Origin of the sequence: Dehalobacter sp. MCB1 (genome assembly GCF_003590275.1) — a bacterium.
In the GTDB taxonomy this organism is placed as follows: domain Bacteria; phylum Bacillota; class Desulfitobacteriia; order Desulfitobacteriales; family Syntrophobotulaceae; genus Dehalobacter.
In genome coordinates, this window is record NZ_LXPC01000004.1 from 91,730 (window position 1) to 111,912 (window position 20,183).

At 41.8% G+C, this 20,183-nt stretch carries 20 protein-coding genes; 2 read left to right on the forward strand and 18 right to left on the reverse strand.

Going from position 1 to position 20,183, the window contains the following annotated elements; genetic code table 11:
* Nucleotides 1-195: 195 nt before the first annotated feature.
* The 8 genes from A7K50_RS02655 to A7K50_RS02695 form a co-directional block, all read right to left on the reverse strand.
* Nucleotides 196-1,284 carry a HigA family addiction module antitoxin gene (locus A7K50_RS02655; RefSeq protein WP_243103611.1) on the reverse strand — a complete coding sequence of 363 codons (1,089 nt, stop codon included), beginning with the start codon at nucleotides 1,282-1,284 and terminating at the stop codon, nucleotides 196-198.
* Entirely contained in the window at nucleotides 1,277-1,654 is a 378-nt protein-coding gene (locus A7K50_RS02660; RefSeq protein ID WP_119774523.1) for an addiction module toxin RelE, read from the reverse strand. The genes A7K50_RS02655 and A7K50_RS02660 overlap by 8 nt, the downstream gene beginning before the upstream one ends.
* Before the next feature lie 158 nt (nucleotides 1,655-1,812).
* A complete protein-coding gene (locus A7K50_RS02665; protein WP_348980870.1) occupies nucleotides 1,813-2,292 on the reverse strand; it encodes a BRO family protein in 480 nt (159 codons plus the stop codon).
* A gap of 218 nt (nucleotides 2,293-2,510) precedes the next feature.
* The gene (locus A7K50_RS02675) at nucleotides 2,511-5,324 is read right to left on the reverse strand and encodes a DEAD/DEAH box helicase family protein (protein ID WP_119774525.1); all 2,814 of its coding nucleotides are present in this window, start codon (nucleotides 5,322-5,324) and stop codon (nucleotides 2,511-2,513) included.
* On the reverse strand, nucleotides 5,324-7,849 hold the full coding sequence (locus A7K50_RS02680) for a site-specific DNA-methyltransferase (protein ID WP_119774526.1): 2,526 nt from the start codon (nucleotides 7,847-7,849) through the stop codon (nucleotides 5,324-5,326). The genes A7K50_RS02675 and A7K50_RS02680 overlap by 1 nt, the downstream gene beginning before the upstream one ends.
* Nucleotides 7,850-7,851: 2 nt before the next feature.
* Nucleotides 7,852-9,855, reverse strand: a complete 2,004-nt coding sequence (locus A7K50_RS02685) for an ATP-binding protein (RefSeq protein ID WP_119774527.1) — start codon at nucleotides 9,853-9,855, stop codon at nucleotides 7,852-7,854.
* 365 nt (nucleotides 9,856-10,220) lie between these two features.
* Nucleotides 10,221-10,400 (reverse strand): helix-turn-helix domain-containing protein, encoded by a 180-nt coding sequence (locus tag A7K50_RS02690; RefSeq protein WP_119774528.1) that lies wholly within the window; start codon nucleotides 10,398-10,400, stop codon nucleotides 10,221-10,223.
* A 100-nt stretch (nucleotides 10,401-10,500) separates the two neighbouring features.
* On the reverse strand, nucleotides 10,501-10,971 hold the full coding sequence (locus A7K50_RS02695) for an SLOG family protein (RefSeq protein WP_119774529.1): 471 nt from the start codon (nucleotides 10,969-10,971) through the stop codon (nucleotides 10,501-10,503).
* A 112-nt stretch (nucleotides 10,972-11,083) separates the two neighbouring features.
* Between A7K50_RS02695 and A7K50_RS02700 the strand changes: the two genes are divergently transcribed.
* A complete protein-coding gene (locus tag A7K50_RS02700; protein ID WP_119774530.1) occupies nucleotides 11,084-11,329 on the forward strand; it encodes an XRE family transcriptional regulator in 246 nt (81 codons plus the stop codon).
* 36 nt (nucleotides 11,330-11,365) lie between these two features.
* On the opposite strand, the gene A7K50_RS02705 is transcribed toward A7K50_RS02700, so the two are convergent.
* The 6 genes from A7K50_RS02705 to A7K50_RS02730 form a co-directional block, all read right to left on the reverse strand.
* Nucleotides 11,366-11,737, reverse strand: a complete 372-nt coding sequence (locus tag A7K50_RS02705; protein ID WP_119774596.1) for a TnpV protein — start codon at nucleotides 11,735-11,737, stop codon at nucleotides 11,366-11,368.
* Nucleotides 11,738-11,750: 13 nt separating this feature from the next.
* The gene (locus A7K50_RS02710) at nucleotides 11,751-12,974 is read right to left on the reverse strand and encodes a plasmid recombination protein (RefSeq protein ID WP_119774597.1); all 1,224 of its coding nucleotides are present in this window, start codon (nucleotides 12,972-12,974) and stop codon (nucleotides 11,751-11,753) included.
* A gap of 254 nt (nucleotides 12,975-13,228) precedes the next feature.
* Complete coding sequence (locus tag A7K50_RS02715) at nucleotides 13,229-14,326, reverse strand: AAA family ATPase (protein WP_119774531.1); 1,098 nt, start codon at nucleotides 14,324-14,326, stop codon at nucleotides 13,229-13,231.
* The gene (locus tag A7K50_RS02720) at nucleotides 14,323-14,589 is read right to left on the reverse strand and encodes a mobilization protein (protein ID WP_348980871.1); all 267 of its coding nucleotides are present in this window, start codon (nucleotides 14,587-14,589) and stop codon (nucleotides 14,323-14,325) included. The genes A7K50_RS02715 and A7K50_RS02720 overlap by 4 nt, the downstream gene beginning before the upstream one ends.
* Nucleotides 14,590-14,648: 59 nt before the next feature.
* Nucleotides 14,649-15,719: a site-specific integrase gene (locus tag A7K50_RS02725; protein ID WP_119774533.1), complete on the reverse strand. Its 1,071-nt coding sequence runs from the start codon at nucleotides 15,717-15,719 to the stop codon at nucleotides 14,649-14,651.
* 2 nt (nucleotides 15,720-15,721) lie between these two features.
* Complete coding sequence (locus A7K50_RS02730; RefSeq protein ID WP_119774534.1) at nucleotides 15,722-15,919, reverse strand: HTH domain-containing protein; 198 nt, start codon at nucleotides 15,917-15,919, stop codon at nucleotides 15,722-15,724.
* A 189-nt stretch (nucleotides 15,920-16,108) separates the two neighbouring features.
* On the opposite strand from A7K50_RS02730, the gene A7K50_RS02735 reads away from it, so the two are divergent.
* The gene (locus A7K50_RS02735; RefSeq protein WP_119774535.1) at nucleotides 16,109-16,609 is read left to right on the forward strand and encodes a helix-turn-helix transcriptional regulator; all 501 of its coding nucleotides are present in this window, start codon (nucleotides 16,109-16,111) and stop codon (nucleotides 16,607-16,609) included.
* Nucleotides 16,610-16,722: 113 nt separating this feature from the next.
* Here A7K50_RS02735 and guaA read toward each other — a convergent pair whose 3' ends face one another.
* From guaA to A7K50_RS02755, 4 genes are all read right to left on the reverse strand, one after another.
* On the reverse strand, nucleotides 16,723-18,255 hold the full coding sequence (guaA, locus tag A7K50_RS02740; protein ID WP_020491825.1) for a glutamine-hydrolyzing GMP synthase: 1,533 nt from the start codon (nucleotides 18,253-18,255) through the stop codon (nucleotides 16,723-16,725).
* 78 nt (nucleotides 18,256-18,333) lie between these two features.
* Entirely contained in the window at nucleotides 18,334-18,873 is a 540-nt protein-coding gene (gene hpt / locus A7K50_RS02745) for a hypoxanthine phosphoribosyltransferase (protein ID WP_020491824.1), read from the reverse strand.
* A 128-nt stretch (nucleotides 18,874-19,001) separates the two neighbouring features.
* Nucleotides 19,002-19,667 (reverse strand): hypothetical protein, encoded by a 666-nt coding sequence (locus A7K50_RS02750; protein ID WP_020491823.1) that lies wholly within the window; start codon nucleotides 19,665-19,667, stop codon nucleotides 19,002-19,004.
* Nucleotides 19,668-19,794: 127 nt separating this feature from the next.
* Nucleotides 19,795-20,109, reverse strand: coding sequence for a YmaF family protein (locus A7K50_RS02755; RefSeq protein ID WP_083916767.1), 315 nt, complete (start codon nucleotides 20,107-20,109; stop codon nucleotides 19,795-19,797).
* Between the last annotated feature and the right edge of the window lie 74 nt (nucleotides 20,110-20,183).

A 20,183-nucleotide genomic window follows, 5' to 3' on the forward strand; every position in this document is an offset into this window, starting at 1 on the left:
AACATATTTGTTTAGTCATTTATGCTTTTCCTTATGCTTTTTGTATCTGTTTTCCATATTATCCGGCGCTTGCCGATTTTCTGTTATCAAAATGTTATCAGAAATACCTCTATTCGTCCAGCATCAGCTTCTTCTTTGAGTTTCTGAGATTGCGGATTTCCTCTCGTTCAATTGTTTGAATGCTTGTATTATTAACTATGCAATAACATACTTACCTTTAAGACTATTCAATCTATCAAATCCAATATGATTATCCTTCTGTAAGCGACCAACAATTATACCTGGATGTATATTAATCCTAGCCGCCAACTCTCTTATATGCCATTCTGAAAAATCCCCAGCATTAACAAACTTTGCGAAAGCCTCTTCCGGCAGTAAAATATTTTGTGCAAATCTGTCGGCTTCATCTTCCAACGCTTTATTTGTTTCATCCATCTCTGCCACATCTCTACCAACAATTAACATTGTTATTTTTTCTTGTAACACGTGCCCAATTTCATGAAACAAGGAAAACCAAAAAGTATCTAAATATTTTCTTCTGTCATTAATCGCTAAAATAACCTTTTCTTTGTTAAGCCATTTAACAGCACCATTAACCCCAGAATTCTTTAAATGCGGCAAATCTACAAAAGCAACCCCGCATAATGCAAAAACTTCTACTAATCTAGGGTAAAACTCTTTTGGGTCTTGCACAGTCATACCCCTTATTTCATCTAAATGACTTCTTAGCTTTTTGGAATCGTATTTACTTGTTTTTATTTCTTTACCAATGTTTAAAGCAGTTTGCACCCAAGCATTTGAATTAATAATATTTTTTTCACCAACTGTTTGAATCGCAGTTCTATAGCTGACAAGAAAATCCGGTTGTTTGAAAACTTCAAAAGAAGATATTTTGAAATACTTTAATAACTCTTTTGCTTTATCAGCTGCCAGCCTTGTCTTAGGTACAACACCTAGATTAACAAAAAAAGAGTAGTCAATCAGATTAACACACTCAACTTCAATATCTTCCGCCTTCCTGCGCTCAATCTCAAGAACTTTTTCAGTATAGGTTTTTTGCAGATTAAGCCATACATCAAGCGTCGTTCCAAACATAATTGAAAGATTCAAAGCAATTTCTTTTGATAAACTGCATTTACCATTTAGCAAATCGCTTAAATGCTTACCAGTTGTACCTAATCTTTTTGCAAATTCATCTTGCGTAATGCCCATATCATCAATAATGTCTTTCAAATAATAGCCAGGATGAAACGCAATTAATTCTTTATATTCAGTTTTACTCATAATGGTTTGATACCTCCAAAACCAAGATTACAGAGGTTGATTTATAAATAATGCTTATATCGTTTGTATCCCATTTGTTTCCTTCGTCGTTTAAAGGTATAACAATTAAACGCCATCCCAATCTTCTGCCTAAATCCAAAGAAAACTCACCGTTTCTTGCTCCATGTAATGGATGCAGATGATGTGTTGGGATAACTGCAACATCGTTTAAATTACAAGCATTATTTATAAATTCAATTAAACTAAAAAGCTTTTCTGCAACTTGAACGCCAAAATCTTTTTTTGCTAAGCAATAATCAGTACATTGCTTCTGTATCTTTTTATTCTTATACTTTATCTTAATTATATTCCACCCCTTATAAAAACGCAAATATTTTTACCTTTTTGGTAAAATTTTTTTCGTTTTTCAAGTACTTTTTTTCCTTTTTGCGTTATACTATTTCGACTATTCAAAATAAATTATAACCCATTAAATAAGTAGATTCAGCTATAATGGCATTTATTTCATTACCCCAGCTAAATGAAAAATCAACCGATTAAACAACACACACCGGCATTATGCGCTGCTTCAGCAAAAAGCTGATTCCACTGTTTGACGTTTCCGCGAACAACTAATCGTTTATTATTTTCATCAAGATGATTAAAGGCATCCTGAACTTCCTGGCGGCGTGTCTGTATAGCGAAATATGTTTGGCCCAAAGCAATTATTTCTTTTCTCGGATCGCCGTTTTGAACAGTCAAATAACATGCATATCGAGTAAGTTCATAATCTTTGACTTTTCTTTGAGTTAAACTACCGATCTCGACCATTTTGTTGACCTCAACAAAATGGTCTAAAACGCTTAAACCACTGTTTTTGCAGGCAAGTATGGCCCGATCAATTACCTTCTGAAAATTACGCCACTCTGTATAATCCAGAACCTTTGCAAGTTCACGAGCATACCAAAATTCGTTCCCACTTTCCCGAATATGCTTAATGCTTTCAAACGATTTATTATTCCTCAGCATTTAAGTTCGACATATTCAATCCTCCATATTACGGAAATAAATTTCCTCATGAGATATCCATCCTCTTACTCTTGCTTCCGCCAGGATTATCTGACTTTTCGTATACCACAATCTTTTGTATCAGCTCGTTGAGGATTTGCGAATTTAGCTCGTTAATTTCGGTATATTTTTGTATAACCAGCAGGAAGTTATCGATATTTATATATTGAGATGCAGTTTTACAGAGAAATTGTATGACAATATTTTGCAATTACTCCATCAACATCTGTAACATTATAGGACACATCATTATACCATTCACCGTAATCGCCAAGGCCGTTTATTGCTTCAACCCACTCTGTCAATGCTTTTCTTTTTTCTTTATCTCGGCGGGTTTCCTGCCCCTTTGTCTCCAGAATCAGCATCCTCCCATTGTCCAGCTTTATCAGAAAATCAGGTGTGTATTTCCGAACCACACCATCAAATATGTAGACAATTTCAAAACCAAGATGATCGTTTTTGACCCATGCCACTACGTGAGGATTTTTCTCCAATATATAACTCTCTGTTGCTTCCCATGCGCTGTCAAAAACACAATGACTAATGTGGGATTTTTTTGTAATAAAGCAAGGTTTGCTGGTGTACCAGGTTATCATATCGCCGGTGCTGCGAACCTTTTTGCCTGGATCAAAAACTGGTACAATTTTCTCAGTCTGCTCCAGTTTAATGAAACTCCAAAGGTGCTGCACAATCTTGTTCATACTCATCATATAAAGAATGCGTTTACGTACAGGATCTGTATTGAACAACGGAGGATTAATGACGATTGCACCGGACTTCAGGAAATCTTCCACAAGCCGTATCACCTGACCCAATAATGCAAACTTTGTGCCTCCACTTTTCCATGATGATTTCATAAGGTCATAGACCTGACCTGCCGTCTCAAAGATTATTCTCTGCATGCGAAGTTCTGCATCGAGTTTTTGCAGGTCGATTTCCGTACACTTCATCAAGTCCGTCTTACCCTCAATAATCGGCGCAAGGTCAGCCCGCAGCCGCGTATCTTCAGCTTTAAGTTCCAATGTATCAATATTATCCAAATCCACTGAAAGTTTCGGCTTGAACTCCCGATCCAAACGCAGGATATTGGGCCACTCTATCTGGTATTTGACTTTATCTTTTAAAGCTTCAATCTGTGTCTTGGGCGGGGGAGTAGGTCCTGGTCCACTTTCATCGGATTCATGAGGTAGGAAAGTAAATGGAATACCGAAGATATTAACGTATTCAGCAGTGAACATATCACTGCCGTCTGCCCGATCATAGGATGTCCTGCGCAGACCGCGACCAACCACCTGTTCACATAACAGCTGGCTTGAAAATGCTCTTAAACCCAGAATATGCGTAACTGTCTTTGCATCCCAGCCCTCGGACAACATACCGACAGAAATAACATTGCGGATTTGCTCGCCACGCTTTCCACGCTGACCAACTGTGTCCACAGTGTCCCGTAAAATGGCGGCTGCTTCTTTTTTGCTTAGTTTCTTTGTTCCGCTCTCTTCTTCAGATTCGCCGTCTTCATTGGTAACTACCGAATCAGATTCAACCTCAATTCCTTCTGCCGAGTCCATCGTCTTGGAATCAATATGAATGGTCAGTTCAGGAATACAAAGTTCTTCCACCGGGATACGTTTGTGGTCAAATGCATATTTAATACGCGCTGCTGTCTCGGTACGATTGGCAACCGTTATCATTACAGGCGGCACAGTTTCGCCTGCACCCTTCCAGTCTTTATAAAGCTCCAGCCAGTCTTTCCCTAATAAATAATATGCCTGTGTAATAAGATCCGGCAGGGGTTCGTCTTCTTTGACCGAGCGATTGATATCATCTCTCACTGTTTCATCTACATAGATATGATATAATCTCGATCTGAATGTTTTCGCATCCGGAGTGCCATCATCGCGTACCACAACCCGGGGGGTTTTTACGAGACCGGATTCAATGCCGTCATTAAGTCCGAAATCGCTGACGATCCAACTGAATAAAGCCTCTTCGTCATTCTTCTTACCGGACGGTGCGAATGGTGTGGCGGAAAAATCATAGCAAGTTAAAATACGGCGGGTCTTATGGATTCGATCAAGGCCACTGATCCAAATGGTGGCCTCTCGCTCTGCTTCTTTTTCCTCTTTGGTCAGTTTGGTTTTTATCTCAGGATTCCAACGCCAGGCATGATGCGCCTCGTCATTGATTACAAGAATATTCTGGGCATTAGCTATCTCACCCAGTACTTCACGCGTATAAGCCTCGTCACTTTTTATTCCGCGCTTATCCACGCTTTTACGCTTTCTAATCGATTCCTCATCATCCCAAGCTAAGGCCTGCCAATTTGTAATCAATACTTTCCCTTGGCGAAGCTTATCCATCAGCCCGACCGGGACGACATTAAACTGTATATAATAATTATCTTCGCCGCCGGTCAATAATACTCTTAAGCGGCTTCTAACCGTAAGACCCGGCGCAACAATGAAAACATTCTTGCTGAACCGCTTGTCCTTCGGATAGGTTACTTTGTTGCAGATCATCCATGTAATCAGCATAGCCATGACTGTAGTTTTACCGCCGCCAGTACAAAGTTTAGTACAAATACGTTGGAACAGACCGCCGTCTCCTTTGATTTCAATACCGACTTTTTCTACATCCGGCGCTTCGACAAGCCAAATCAATGTTTCCATAGCATCAAGCTGACAATAGAAAAATTGATACTGTCTGGCTGTTTGATCATTCCAATGCTCAAGCAGCTTCTTGGATATCCCAGTCACGCCGGGATATCCTGCCTCGCGCCAAGCTTTTACGCGTGGACGAATTTTATTAACCAAGGGAAGTTCGATAAACTGACCTATATCATTATACTGATTGGTACCTTGCCCGGCGATAAAATAACCAGCAGGACGACGTCCCTGTTCACGCTTAAAGGTCTGAGAATTAAGATTGTATTTCCAATGATGTGTCGGTTCACAGAAAGCAGAATTGATAATAAGTTGGTCAATGCCAGCCATTACTGGTCACCTACCTTTATTACCTTTAAACTTTCGATACCACGGTCATCAATAATTTTTACTGCAATCTGTGAATTTGGCTGGACAGTGAACCACAAGGATTCATTACCCGCGTATTTTTCAATTAACTCCTGGTCAATTTCCGCCTTCAAAGTCCTAGCTAGCTTATTCCATCCATCTTTTTTCCCGCCCATCGGAAAAAATACCTGTTTTGGTTCAATACACATCCCATCATAATCCGTATCCAACATCCACATGGCTATGCGCCCTGTACTACCCGATTCAACAATACCGTTTTTTACATCATAATAATCAAAGCCGTTGACTCGTACTTTATAGTGATTTTTACTTCGTCCATCAGCAATCAGCTCGATATCCGGTTGCCCGACCAACCAGAAGCTTTGATTGGAAGACCGTTTTTTCTTTAAGTCATCGGTCATCAAATCGGTGTTCATTTGAACTTTCAGCAATGTAACGTCCGGCCATTTCAAATCATCAATATCTTTGGCTGCTTCGGGATCAAACTGGAATGCTGCGAAGATGATCAATTTGGGAGCAGGGCGTAGTTCCTGCGCTTCGTCCAGCGCCATAGCCACCATCCGTGAATCCAACGGTTTCGTCTCGCCAGCAAAACAAATCACAGCTCGACGGGGTTTATCCTCCTTCGTCTCCGCTTCTGCTTGTAGAAACTTGGTACCGGCTAATGGTTCAACCCGGAAGAACTCGATTTTTGCACCATTTCTGCCTAGGATTCCGGCAACTAGCAGTTCATCACGCCAATCTGTCTGCTTTGTTCCTGTATCGATATTATCAAGGTCGCCTACATTATCAAGCGGTTTTACTACAGGCGCCGGCAGAGCCTCCACCGTAAATGGACCAGTAATTCGGACTATTTTCTTATCAATCTCCGGTTGATCATACAATATTTCTTGCGCTGGAGGTTCATTATTCGCAATGGATTTCAAGGTAATATGCGGCACAGTTTTGTAGATAAAACCGCTTCCAACGCCTTGTTCCGTGTGTGCAAGTTTATAGTAATCAAATGTTGCTGTCATTAATCGTTGTTTTGCAAGTGTAATGGCAACGCGAGATGTATCACATGTGATCCAACGACGCCCCCATTGTTCAGCAACATAAGCGGTGGTGCCACTGCCGCTGGTAATGTCCAGCACGAGATCGCCGGGATCAGTAGTCATCAGAATGCAACGCTGAATTACTTTTGTATATGTTTGGACAACATAGATATTTTCTGTTGAAAAAGTACTCTGAACAGTATCTGCCCAAATATTATTTAAGGCCACTACAGGAAAATCATCAATATAACGTTTATATGCTAGAGTGCTTCCAATGCCTATCAGGCGACCAGCCTTTTCAAGCGAAGACAACTTTTTCGTACCAGGCTTCCAATGTGTTCCTGACGATGGGAAATATGTTTTGCCCTGGAAATTATAAGGCTGAGAGCCTTCTTCAGAAGTTCCTTGAGAAGTAAGATTTGCAGTTCTAAATCGATGACCAGTAGGCATTACTGCTTTTCCTAATAATTCGTCCTTTGTTAATCTTCGCCACGAGCCATTTGGTAGCTCTATACAGTTATACGATGAATCTGAAACATCGTCGCCTAAGATATTATATATGAGCCTACTTTTGATTCTAGTTTTATCTTTCGCAAACCAGACCAGATAATCACATACTCCTGCTACAATATTTGTTGCCTGACCAGAAGTTTTTTTAAAAACTATTTGAGCGCAGAAATTCTCACGGCCAAAAATTTCTTCTAACAAGTCTCGAACATAATTTAAATTCTCATCACTAATCTGGACAAATACGCTACCTGAATCATCTAATAATTCTCGTGACAACAATAAACGGTTACGCAGATAAGTAAGATAGGAATGGATTCCTAACTCCCATGTATCCCTAAAGGCTTTGATCATTTCCGGTTCTTGCGTCAAGTCTTCATCTTTCTTGTCTTTAACATCTCGTTTATCCACAAATGGTTGGAAATTGGAGCCATATTTGATGCCATATGGCGGATCTATGTAAACCATCTGTACTTGTCCGGCCATGCCCTCTTTTTCCAACATGGAGTTCATAATTACAAGGCTATCTCCTGCAATTAGTCGGTTTGTCCATTTATCCTTATGCTGATAAAATTCAATAGCATCTCTGCGGCGGCGCATTCTTTCCATTGGACTTTCGAACAAACTCATTTGAATTTCTTCATATTCATCTCCAATAGTCTGTACAGACCGGATAATTTTGTGCGGCTTGATAGATTCATGAATATGTATGGAGGAAGTAGGCACATCAAAAGAAACCCCCTCTGCCTTACCTGCCCATTGTAGAGTAGGATTTAGATGAGGGTCAAACTGATAGGTTCGTGTTACCTCAGCCTGCTTGTCATACTGAGCCATTCCTACTGGAGGGTTGTTGGTCCTCTGTTTATCATCATGAGTGTATGCTTCTACGTCTCGCATTTTTGCTACTTCGGCATCACTGAGTAGCTTTTTCTTTGAACGTGCCATAATTATTTTGCCTCCTTATTCAATTTGGAGAAAAGTTCTGCATGTTTTGAAAGTAAATAATCCATCGTAAAGTTAGGATCATTGCTTACTTCATAATTAAGCTTCTTCTTCAAAAACTCATATCTAAACTTATTTTTTTGTATTACTGAAGACCATTTTAGAACTGAAATTGATATGTTTCCTGCATTATAATAATTTCCTTCTCCGATTACCTGATTTTTTAACGTTTCAGTGACATCTTCATTGAATTTTTGCCCCAATAAAAAAAAGTGCCACTTAGTAGTTGCTTTATCAAACAACGGATTTTTTGCCACAGTTAATGCATAATCCCGAATTTGATCAAGTTCCTTAAGTGTAAGTGTTAATGTTGGACGTTTAAGTTCAATAACTAAATGCTCGTAACATTCATAGTCGGGACACGATTGCTGAAACAAACAAATATCAGGAATTCGTGATAAATCCTCTGTCGCTTCTGAGGGGATTTCAGGAATAAGATCGCTCCTACCCAAAACTTCAATATGTTCATATAGAAGGTTTTTCAAAGAGATATCCGATGTCCCAAGATAATACTTTTCTCCGAATATCCACAACTCTTTAAGTAGGATTTTATGGAACTGAGTTCGTTCTTTGATAGGCTTTCCTATCGAATCATTATATACCATCTGTTCAAGAGTATATATAAATGTCAGCCGATCTCCAACAGTTTTTGCCGTATCAATAATCGCCGGAAGAGTAGTATGGTTCAGCAGTTCTGCCAAATCATCCTGTTGTTGCTGCGATAGATTGAAGACTTCCGTTAGGATGGTTTGAATACTGGACGGATTGGTGTTAATTGCTTCTTTGATGAGACGATAAGTAAGCTTTTTTGTTTGTTTATTTGTTGTCCTTAGTTGAGGAACCGCTCGATTTATCTCTACTGCAAATACATCGAATACGCTTTGCTCAATCTTAGTCATTTCATCTGATGGTTCCGATTGATATGGATATATGTCTTCTTCCTTAATCTTAATAATTTCCGCAGTAGCATCGTCTACTTCTTGGTCTTGCGTGAACTCACGAGCAAATATCCGAACCTCATTGTCAAAATAGTCGTATACAGGATCGATCTTCCCTAAACCGAGGGTGTTATCTTGATGCATCTTTTCATAATAGCTACTAAGTAAATAGATTGATGTATCATTCTTTTGCAATGTAGAATAATCCTGCTCGTCAAAAACCACGCCTGATTCACCGCATATATATAGTTTACTAAAGTCAGACTCTTTCCAACATATTGCCACAGCCTTGGCTAGAATACTCTCTTTTCCTTTCTCTTCATATTCATAGACAAAATCGCGTTTATCGCGCTTCTTTATCAAATGCTCAGGCTCAATCTTTATACCGTTATATTTTAAGGAAACGTCGTTATACGCTAAAAGATAAGGAGCAAAAGTAGATAAAATATCGGAAATCATAATCTGATTATCAGCTAATTTTGAAATCGCACCAACGCTTTCTTCATGAATTCCCGTTATCGTTGCGATAGTCCCTGTGTTTACATGATAGTTAACAAGCTCCGGCTTCTCACTAAATTCTACGCTCAATCTAGCCCCGGAGTTAATGCTGATTTCATAACTGTATTTTTTCGCATCAGACGCTTGATACACAGTTTTCCATTTTATGAAAGAGCCGATAGCAAAACATTTATATCTTCCTTGCCCAAGCTTTCCGTGGTATACTCGACCACCCGGGCTTTTGTTGCTATATGTCTTATCAGAACTACCATATCGGCCAAAAACATCCTGAAATCTCTCGAAAGGAATACCGGTTCCATTATCCTTAACGATAACAGCGGTAACATTTTCTGTTCCCAAAAAGGTATCGATTTCAAATGAAACATCAATGTTCTTTGCATCGGCATCACAAGAATTCCAAATGAGTTCTTTAACGGCATCCTTCGGGGAACCTTTTATGCTACGGTCAAAAAGTTCCGGGGTCATATTTAGCTGTAACGACTGATAGGCCATCTCTAAACCTCCTATATCTTTCTATTTCAGTCTAAAGAATATACCAGAATTTCTGGAAATTGCCTTTTGTTAGCTCCTTTTTATCTCCATATACTTCCCAAGATTCCGCTCGATTTCCTAAAATCAATTTAAATAAACGGCCTTATCAGATCCATGACGATCCATTCCTCGGATTTATAAGCTCAGATCCTCCGACAGCTCTTAAATATACTAAGTATACACTCAACTTCCTCTGGCCGGTGTTGTAGCGAAGCTGCGTGTGCTTCTTCCTCACTTAAAAGGCCTTACTGTTTATCTATCAACTATATTTTTCAGTTCTCCTATTATCATACTTGCGCACTCTCTATTAATTTTCTGTATTTTAATTATCTTCCGCGGTTTTTCTTTCCTCGGCCATCTTTCGGTTTTTGCGCATCAACAGGAATTACCCATGCATTCCCGAAACGAACCGCTCCGGGTATACGGCCTTGGGCACAAAGCAGCTGCACCTGGCGAGGTGTAATACCCCATTTTTCTGCGGCTTTTTTCGTTGTTATCCCATCCATTTTGAGAGTCTCCTCGAAATATTGTGGTATTAATTTTAGTATATCGCAGAAGCGAAATATAGACAATAAAAAAATAGCAATATATGGAAAGATACATAAACTACTCCGCTACATTGATAACCCTTAGACCCTTTTGCCTCGCATATCTAACAGTCTGATTCGTTCCGCTAAAGGTATTAAGCTGCGCGCAGATACAAAACAAGGACCGATCGACAATGTACCGATTACATTTTTTTATGCACCAATCATTATACTCTTCAGACACGTAGATGACTTCGTCAGCTTCTGCAATCAAATTGCGATAAAGTCCTTTTTGCTCTACATTCCAAAACGCGTCCTGATTTTTGCATGGTAATGCGAATATCAATCTAATATCTTGCCCCATTTCTTTTTTTATAATAATGAAGGATGCGGCAAGCTGGTCAAAACCGAGTGTTCCTACCGTAATAAAGTCCGTTACACCTTGGCTGATGAGGCAGTCTATCTCAAGGTCAAGGCGTTTAACTATTTGTTTAATCCTGTTACTTGGTAGTTTGTTATCCCCGGAGAAGCAGCAGGTCTTAATTTTCATACAATATCCTCTTTCAGTTTATATTTGGTGTCCCCAAATATATAAATTATATTTGGTAATACCAAATATATCAAGTCCCATATTGGATATACTTTACATAGGGGGTGTATGTTTGAAAAAACGACAATTACCGCTTGGCGACCGAAATATGATTGGCGCTCATGTGACGAAGGCGCGTGAAAACCTTGGAATGAAGCAAGTTGAGCTTCTTACGAAACTGCAAGCAGCAGGAATTGACATCAGCATTCCGGCACTTTCCCTCCTGGAAGGGCAAAAGCGCCCCGTTTCTGATTTGGAATTGAACGCTCTGGCAGATATATTAATGGTTTCTGTAGACTGGCTTTTAGGTAGAGGGTGAAAGAAGGGCTTGCATCATGGCAAACCCTTCTTTTTATTAACCATTTATTTCATCCCTGACTATTTCATCAACTGCATTTCGAATATTGTTCATTCTCCCGACCCATTCCATCTGATTTTCGGCCTTGAGCTGCTCGGTTACCCCCTGTTGCAAGGAATATTCTCTGACTAGCCTTCCATACATCTCCAGAGCTTTAATGTCAACTTCGTGTAAGTAGGCATTGAGCCGTCCAGAAAAAAGGAATTCAGTATAAATCATCGGCTGATTTTCTTTTAGATATTTCAAATGTTCTCTACCGAATCTCCCGATTTCATATTCCTGTTTTTGTGAATCCAAACCGGAAATATGGTAATCTCCGTTTCGGGTATAGCTAATACCTATTTTCTTATCTGTGATATGCTTTTTCATATTAAAATCTTCCTCACCGTTCATAATCTTGTTTCCCCGCAATTGTCCATATTGCCGTTCTCTCTCTTTCCCTTCCAAAAACTTCACTTTTCCTTTCGCTCTTTGCCTTATCCGCTATTTCCTGTACCTTTACTTCACCAATTATTTCATCAGTCCTGTCACCTCCCAAAAACCGGCGCAGCCGGTTGTAGTCTTTCTCGATTCCTTGAAGACGTTCGCCTTTTGCTTCGCTTATTTCAAGTCGTTTATATAGGCTTTGAATTTGACTATTCGCCCGATCAAGTTCCATCATCAGCTCTCTTGTCTTTTCAAAGAACTGTGACAAGATACTGCGAATTACTTTTTTAAGCTTTTGCACCAATGGGGCTGCAACTTTCTCCCTATAACCTTTTGCCGTCATCAACGGCTTTGGTTCCGGCAATTGGTATTCCGGGTCATTATCGTAATGGCCGGCATGTTGGGCAATAAACCTTTCTTTGCTTTCCGCTGTTTGCAGCTGATCTTGAATATCCACAAGCCGAAAAAGGAAATTGTCAAGCTCTTCCTGCTTGCCGGAAATAGTTTCTTCAAGTGCAGCAACTTCTTTGACGCGCTGGACTTTTTTGTAGTCAACAACACTCAGGTGTTCTTCGTGGGTGCCAAGCTGTTCCCACTCTATGCCGTGACGCTCCATCACCTGCGAAAGCTGCTCTTTCTCTGATCTGACCCATTGGTTCCACTCCGTATCACCCCTGGTACCACCCGTAAATCCTTGTTTAGCCAGCGCCTGTTTAAGGGAAACACGGGTGTCCAGCCCGCGCTTGCTGCCGGTGGTAAACGGTACAAAATCTACATGCAGGTGCGGCGTGGCCTCATCCATATGCAGATGTGCAGAAAATACTTTTAAATAGGGGTTCCGCTCTTGAAAGTTGCTCATGAACTCACCGAGCACCTTTGCCGCGAGCTGTCCCTCCGCAGATTTTGAAGCCATATTTTCCATGTTACCCACCTGAAAAATGACCTCATAAAATAATTTCTCCTGTTTGGCGGTTCGGATTTTTTCATAATAATTGTTAATGCAGCGGTCGTCTCTGGTCTGCTTCGCATTGTATCGCTGAAGGGCATCATCAAAAAGCTCATGGTACACATCTTTGATGGGGATATTGCAATACGATTTATTAAACTGTGACCTATCGCTGTCTATATTGGAAGCAATAAACTGGCGGCTGTTGTGGTTTATCGAGCCTTTGCCGAGCATGACGCTGATCGTTCGTTTCATCGTACTCTCCTCTTCTTTTTCGGTTGGTATCCAGCGAAGCCAAGCCGGGGTTTTGCGTTACTTTTTTCAAAAGTAACGCAAAAGCACTTTTGACACTACGTATCAAAAATGCTTTGCGCCCTGCCGGGATTATAGCAGCTTTTACCGCCTGGTGCCTTGCGGCGCGTGACGATGTGACGATATTTCTGATAGTGAGCCCATCCTGCAAATTATCGTCACATCGTCACATATCGTCACGCCTCATCTCGCTCAGGTGTAAGCTTGATCGTTCTGCCAAAATGGTTTCGATTGCTTTCGTAGCGAATATTGTATTCGTTCCACAATCTCTCCGCTCCAACGTTGAGCCGCCGTGTCAGCACATTTGGTTGTATTTCCAGACCCAGCATTGCAATCAACTCTGAGGCGCTGCCATGCCATTGCAAGTCTCTTATCCTCAGAAAATCAGCTATAGCTTCCAAAATTGGATCGGGCGGTTCTTGCCAAAGTTCCGTTTCTGCTTTGGTCAGCTGCCAAATACAGCGCTCCCGATCAAACAGCAGGTGTAACCGCTGATCCTGCTGGTCTCTCCCAACCACATCCAAGATTGCCCTATTATCGTTCCGTTTATCTTTCTGCATCAGAAAAGCGCCATCCGCTGCACCAAGAAGTCCGTTAGTTCCTGAGATAGTATCAAAGCAGTCCCCCGCTTCCTGTTTGCGAGTATGGTGTACAAGTATGAGGCAAAGCCTCAGCCTGTCCGCAAACTGTTTAAGCCGTGTTACAATTTCATAATCACTGGCATAGCTGTATTTTTCACTGCCGATCTCGCGGATTTTCTGAAGAGTATCAATGATAACCAACACCGTTTCCGGATGTTCTTGGATGAACTTATCAAGCTGGCTATCCAGCCCATCCTTCAAATTTTTCGCATGCGTCGAGAGATAGAAATTATCCGAACTGTCTATTCCAAACATACGTGATAATCTCTTTTGCAATCTGGCATAATCGTCCTCCAGGGCGAGATAGAGCGTCGTTCCCTTATGGACAGGAAATTCCCACAAAGGTAAGCCACTGCTTACATGATAACCGAGCTGGGCCATGAAGAAGGACTTCCCAATTTTCGGCGCTCCGGCAAACAGATAAACCCCGCTGCAAAGTAGGCTTCCAATAACCTGAATTCTGGGCGGATACACCGTGTCAAACAATTCCGTCATAGAAACGGCGCTGAGAAAATCCGGATTGATATTTTGTCCTGTTTCGGATATACTTTTTTTGCTTAATAGCGTAAGTGGCTGCCCTTCGCCTGTTGCCTCAGACGAAGCCCGGGCAGTCGCTTTTTCTGTTTTGGTCATTGGGCATCCTCCTTCATGCCGTTTACTGTTTCCATTACCAGCCGAAAAAGAGATAGAAACTCTTCATTTGCATCCCCACATTGTTCCATCCGTTTAAGTTCGGTTAGAATGGCAACCAGCTCATTTCGCAGTGCGCGGTGAACCCTTGGATTGCCTTGAACGACAACCTCTCTTTCAGTGAGGCGACGGATAATGTAGTCTTGTTTATTGAGGCCGGAAAGTTTCACGCGGCGGTTCAAATCATCGCTTTCTTCCTGTGACATCCGAAAAGCGACCGTTACATTTCTCCATCTGCCCTTATGGTCCAAATTCTTTTCCAACTTCAAACCCTCCTCTCCATGTCCAATTTATCTGCTATCTCCTTTTGTTTGGAAGGAAAGAGATGCGCGTAGCGATAGGTAATGTCAATACTCTCATGGCCCAGGCGATCAGCAACAGCGACTGCGGAAAATCCCATCTCGATGAGAAGAGATGCGTGGGAATGTCTTAAATCATGGATTCTAATGCGCTTTACTTTGGTTTCTTTGCAGCCCCTGTCCATTTCATGGTGAAGATAACTTTTGGTAACCGGGAAAATCCTGTCTTTTTCTTCAAATCCATACAGTGATTTCAGATAGTCCTGCATTTCGCCGCTTAGGAAATCCGGCATCTTTATAATCCGGTTGCTCTTTGGTGTTTTCGGCTCGGTAACAATATCTTCACCCTGTATCCGTTGATAGGATTTGCTGATAGTAACTGTACTTTTGGGGAAATTAAAATCTTTTGCCGTTAGCGCCAGCAGCTCCCCTAACCGGATACCGCACCAGTAGAGCATTTCGAAAGCATAGAAAGAAATTGGTTTTTCCATCATTGCGTCAGCAAATTTCAGATATTCCTCCTTGGTCCAAAACAACATTTCTTTGGTTTTCTCTTTGCCCATGTTCCCCGCTTTCGCTGCCGGGTTGGATTTCAGTTCATAATAACGCAACGCGTGATTAAAAATGGCACTCAGTTGATTGTGCAGCGTTTTCAGATAGATCGGTGAAAATGCTTTGCCGTTTTTATCCCGAAAAGCGATCATTACATTCTGCCAGGCAATTACATCCGAAGGCTTAATCTCATTCATTTTCTTATGGCTAAAATAGGGCAAAATCTTGTGCTCAATGATACTTTCTTTGGTCTGCCAGGTGTTTCGCTTTAAACGCTCCTTCATATCTTTAGAGTAGATTTTAACGAAAGACTCAAAGGGCATAGTGAGGTCGGCAGATTTTTGCTGTAAAAACTCCCGTTCCCATTCTAAAGCTTCCCGCCTTGTCTGAAATCCTCGCTTGACCTTCTGCTTACGTTCCCCTTGCCAATCAGTAAACCGGAAGGACGTGAACCATGTACCGTTTTTGTCCTTATATGCCGCCATAATCACTGCTCCTTGATATCTTGTTTAATTCCGTAGAGTTTTTCCTGATAGTACCTTTTGCTGACCCGTCCGGCTATGGTAATAAAGCCTTGCCGCTCCAGCTCCTCATTAAGTTTGCGTACGAGCTTGTAGGCATAGGCCGTGGATACACCCAGCTCTTCGGCGATCTCCTCGACTTTGATAAAAATCTTATTCGACATCTTGAATCTCCTCCTCAAAATTTACTAAACAATTTTGTTTAATTATTCGTATTGTATTAAACATATTTGTTTAAGTCAATAAGTTCTCAGGATATTTCCTAAACTTTTTTGTTTAGATATTGCAATTTTATCTTCAATTGGCTATACTGTACAAAACATATTTGTTTAGTCTCAACTGGAGGAATCCCTATGGCCGTAGGAGATAGAATTAAAAGAATCCGCAATTTGCGCGGCCTTACGCAAAAAGAGCTGGGCCTTGCCATCAGCTTCGACGATAAGACTGCCGACGTGCGTATCGCGCAATATGAATCCGGCATACGAACACCCAAAGAGGATATGCTGAAAGAAATCGCTGAAGTGCTGGATGTCAATTACCGTTCCATTTATGAACCTTCCCTCTATGCAGCGGAAGATGTAATGTACACGCTTTTTGAGTTGGACGAACACTATCCTATTAACCTCCATGATATTGAAGACAACTCTGCACCTAAATCTCCTGCGAAGCACATTGCCATTGACTTTAACTCTCACCTCCTTAATGAATTTCTTACAGAATGGCAGCAACGCAAAAAAGACCTTGCCGACGGTATTATCAGCAAGGCCGAATATATGGAATGGAAGCTAAACTGGCCGCAGACTTGCGACGAAGGCGCTATGAAAGAGCCAACGAAAAAGTGGCGCAAATCCTAAGCCACCGGATACATAAAGCACATGAAAAGCTGTCACTGTTATCAATCTGTTATCATTTCACATAAAAAAGCCCCGAGAGCCTTGATCTACTGAGGTTCTCGGGGCTGTGTTTCTTATTCCCACTCTATCGTTCCGGGAGGTTTAGAGGTAATGTCATAAACCACGCGGTTCACACCGTGGACCTCGTTGACGATCCTGTTTGAGATGACTTCGAGCAGTTCGTACGGTAGCTTTGCCCAGTCGGCCGTCATCGCATCGTCACTCGTGACCGCCCTTAACACGATGGGATAACCATACGTACGTCCATCTCCCATCACGCCGACACTGCGGACAGAGGGCAGCACCGCAAAATACTGCCATACCTCCATGTGGAGTCCGGCTCTAATAATCTCTTCCCTGACAATTGCATCCGCTTCTCTTAAATAATCCAGCTTTTCCGGCGTAATTTTACCGATGATGCGAATGGCGAGCCCCGGACCCGGGAATGGCTGGCGCCAGACAATCTCTTCCGGCAAACCAAGTTCCAGTCCGACTTCCCGGACCTCATCCTTGAAAAGCATCCGTAAAGGTTCGATTAGTTTAAACTGCATATCTTCCGGCAGGCCGCCAACATTATGGTGCGTTTTAATGGTTTCAGCCGTTTCGGTGCCGCTTTCTACAATATCCGGATAAAGCGTACCCTGTACCAGAAAATCAATCTGGCCCAACTTACGGGCTTCATCTTCAAACAGCCTGATAAATTCATTGCCGATCCGTTTACGTTTTTCTTCCGGTTCGGAAATTCCTTTCACCTTGGCCATAAAACGTTCCGAAGCATCGACAAAATCCAGATTCAGGTGAAACTTTCCGATAAACGTATCCTTGACCTGCTCCGATTCATTCTTGCGCATAAATCCATGATCGACATAAATGCAGGTCAGCTGGTCCCCGATCGCTCTATGAACAAGCACTGCGGCAACAGAAGAATCGACCCCGCCGCTTAATGCGCATAAGACCTTTTTGTCTCCGACTCTCTTCCTGATCTCCTGCACCTGGGACTCAATAAAAGATTCCATGGTCCAGTTGCCCTGGCAGCCGCATACCCTGTACAGGAAGTTCTCAAGCATTGCCTGTCCTTCCGGAGTATGTTTGACTTCCGGATGAAATTGAACGCCATAAAAGTTCTTTTCCGGACAATAGATTCCTGCAACCGGTGTATTGGCGGTAAAGGCAGCCTGGATGAAACCGGCAGGCAGTTCCAGCACTGAGTCCCCATGACTCATCCAGCACTGACGAGTACCTTTCAGTCCGTACCAGACCCCTTCATTATATTCGATCGTGATCTCTGTTTTTCCATATTCATGGGCCTGCGGCCTCTCCACACGTCCGCCTAACTGTACGGTCATCAGCTGCATGCCGTAGCAGATACCAAGGATCGGTACCCCCAGTTCATAGATTGCAGGGTCAATGAAAGGCGAACCCTCCTGATTGACACTGGCAGGACCTCCCGAAAAAATGATTCCTTTCGGGGCCATGGCTTTAATCTTTTCTACAGGGGTCTTATAGGAAATCATCTCTGAATATACTTTTGCTTCTCTGACCCGGCGCGCAATCAGCTGATTATATTGTCCGCCAAAGTCAAGAACCAACACCAGTTCACGTTCCACTTGTATCATCCTTTCAACATTTCAGTACTATGATCATTTTCTCTTAACCGGCAGCAAAATGGAGCAATCTCTTTTGATTTATTTCTCATAAACCTCCGGCTTCAAAACGCCAATATACGGGAGGTTCCTGTACATTTCGCCATAATCAAGCCCATAGCCGACTGCAAACTCATTTGGTATTACAAAGCCGTTGTAATCAGGCTGAATATCGGCCTGTCTCCGCTCCGGTTTGTCCAGAAGCGTAACAATCTTCAGGCTTAAGGGTTGTCTCCTAAGAAGGTTTTCCTTCAGGTATTTCAACGTTAGCCCTGTATCAACGATATCCTCAACAATCAGGACGTGCTTGTCCTCGACACCGGTCTCCAGATCTTTCAGTAGCCGGACGGCTCCCGAAGAATGGTCGGAATTCCCGTAACTTGAAACGGCCATAAAATCATATCTCAACGGAATTCTGATTTGCCGGATCAAATCTGCAAAAAAAGGCACGGCTCCCTTAAAAATACCAATGGTCAGAAGATCCTTGCCAAGATAATCACTGGTAATCTGTTCACCCAGTTCGGCCACCCTTTTTTTTAGCTGTTCCTCGGTTATCAGCACCTTCGCAATTTTTCTTTCCATTTGTACCACTCCATTAAACTATTACCACTGAATTATATCATAAGTTGAATAGGATAAAAAAGAAGGCACTGCAAAAACTGTATTTGAACAGCTTTTTTTGCAGTACTTTCTTTAATAAATCCAAAAATCTATTCAGCCACATCTGGCGGCTGGATTGAAATCTTTCTTCCAATATCTTTAAATTCCAGTACTAGGGCCATCGGTTCTCCGGTTTCCTTGTTTTGCGCTCTTACTTCAACCTGCATTACAGTTTTGGTGCTTCTGGCAATATAGAGCGTGTATTCAAAACCGGTCCATAGAGTTTCCATCATCTGGTTCTGTACGCTTGGTTTCAGCGTGTATACCCAGCATTTCTTGCTGTTTAATTCTTCCTCTCCTTTAAGCATCACCTCACCGATCTCTTTCAGCTGCAAACTAGCCAAAGGGTTAAGCTCCACCAGAAAGACTTTTTGGGCAACTGTTACATCGCTGAATTTTGCCCACGCTTTACTAAAAGGATCTTTGTTGTAGAGAACATCACCCACCTTGATCATCTCAACTTTGCTTCCCGCTAACTGACCTTGAATCTGAATGTTTTCACCGCTCTTATAACCGGTAATCCTCGTGAGTAACCGCGTCTTGCCATCCACCGTCTGCTGCTGTGTTAAAGTGTAAGAAAATGAATTGGCTTTATTCAGGTTTTCTAGTCCCAGGATAACCAGCTGCTGCGGATCCGGCTTACTTACTATTGTGATTATTCCCCCGATGACAAGCAAAAAAATGATGATGGAACCAACAATAATTTTCTTTTTCATTCCTTGCCCTCCTGGCGGAGTTCTTACTTAATATTATGACTAGCTAGATCAAGGTATTACTGGTAATTCCTGTTTCAGCTGAATATCTATTATACAGCTACATATTGGAAAAGCCAAAGTTAGTAGATCAAATGCCAGGGGCTGCCATATCTACGCCTGAAATTTGGTGTCGGTGACCGTTGTCGACGGTCGTGTAGAAATTCCAATTATGCACATGCCATCCGTTCTGTAACGGAATTGAAGGACCCGAAACAGCTTTGTAGTAGTGCGTGTGCCCATGCTCAAATAAAACGTAATTTTCTGAGTGATGCACATGACTGTCACCGGTTGGAATAGCTATTCCTGAAATATCTAAACATTGATGAGAATGCCCCTGATCGCAGGATGTATGCGTTACACTTCCATGATTATGGTTTAGCGGGCTTTTCGTAGTTTGCACCATAAATGATAACCTCCCCTCTTAGATAAAATATTTCCAGAGGAGGTTTTTTGAGCATATTCCATTTAATTTTTATC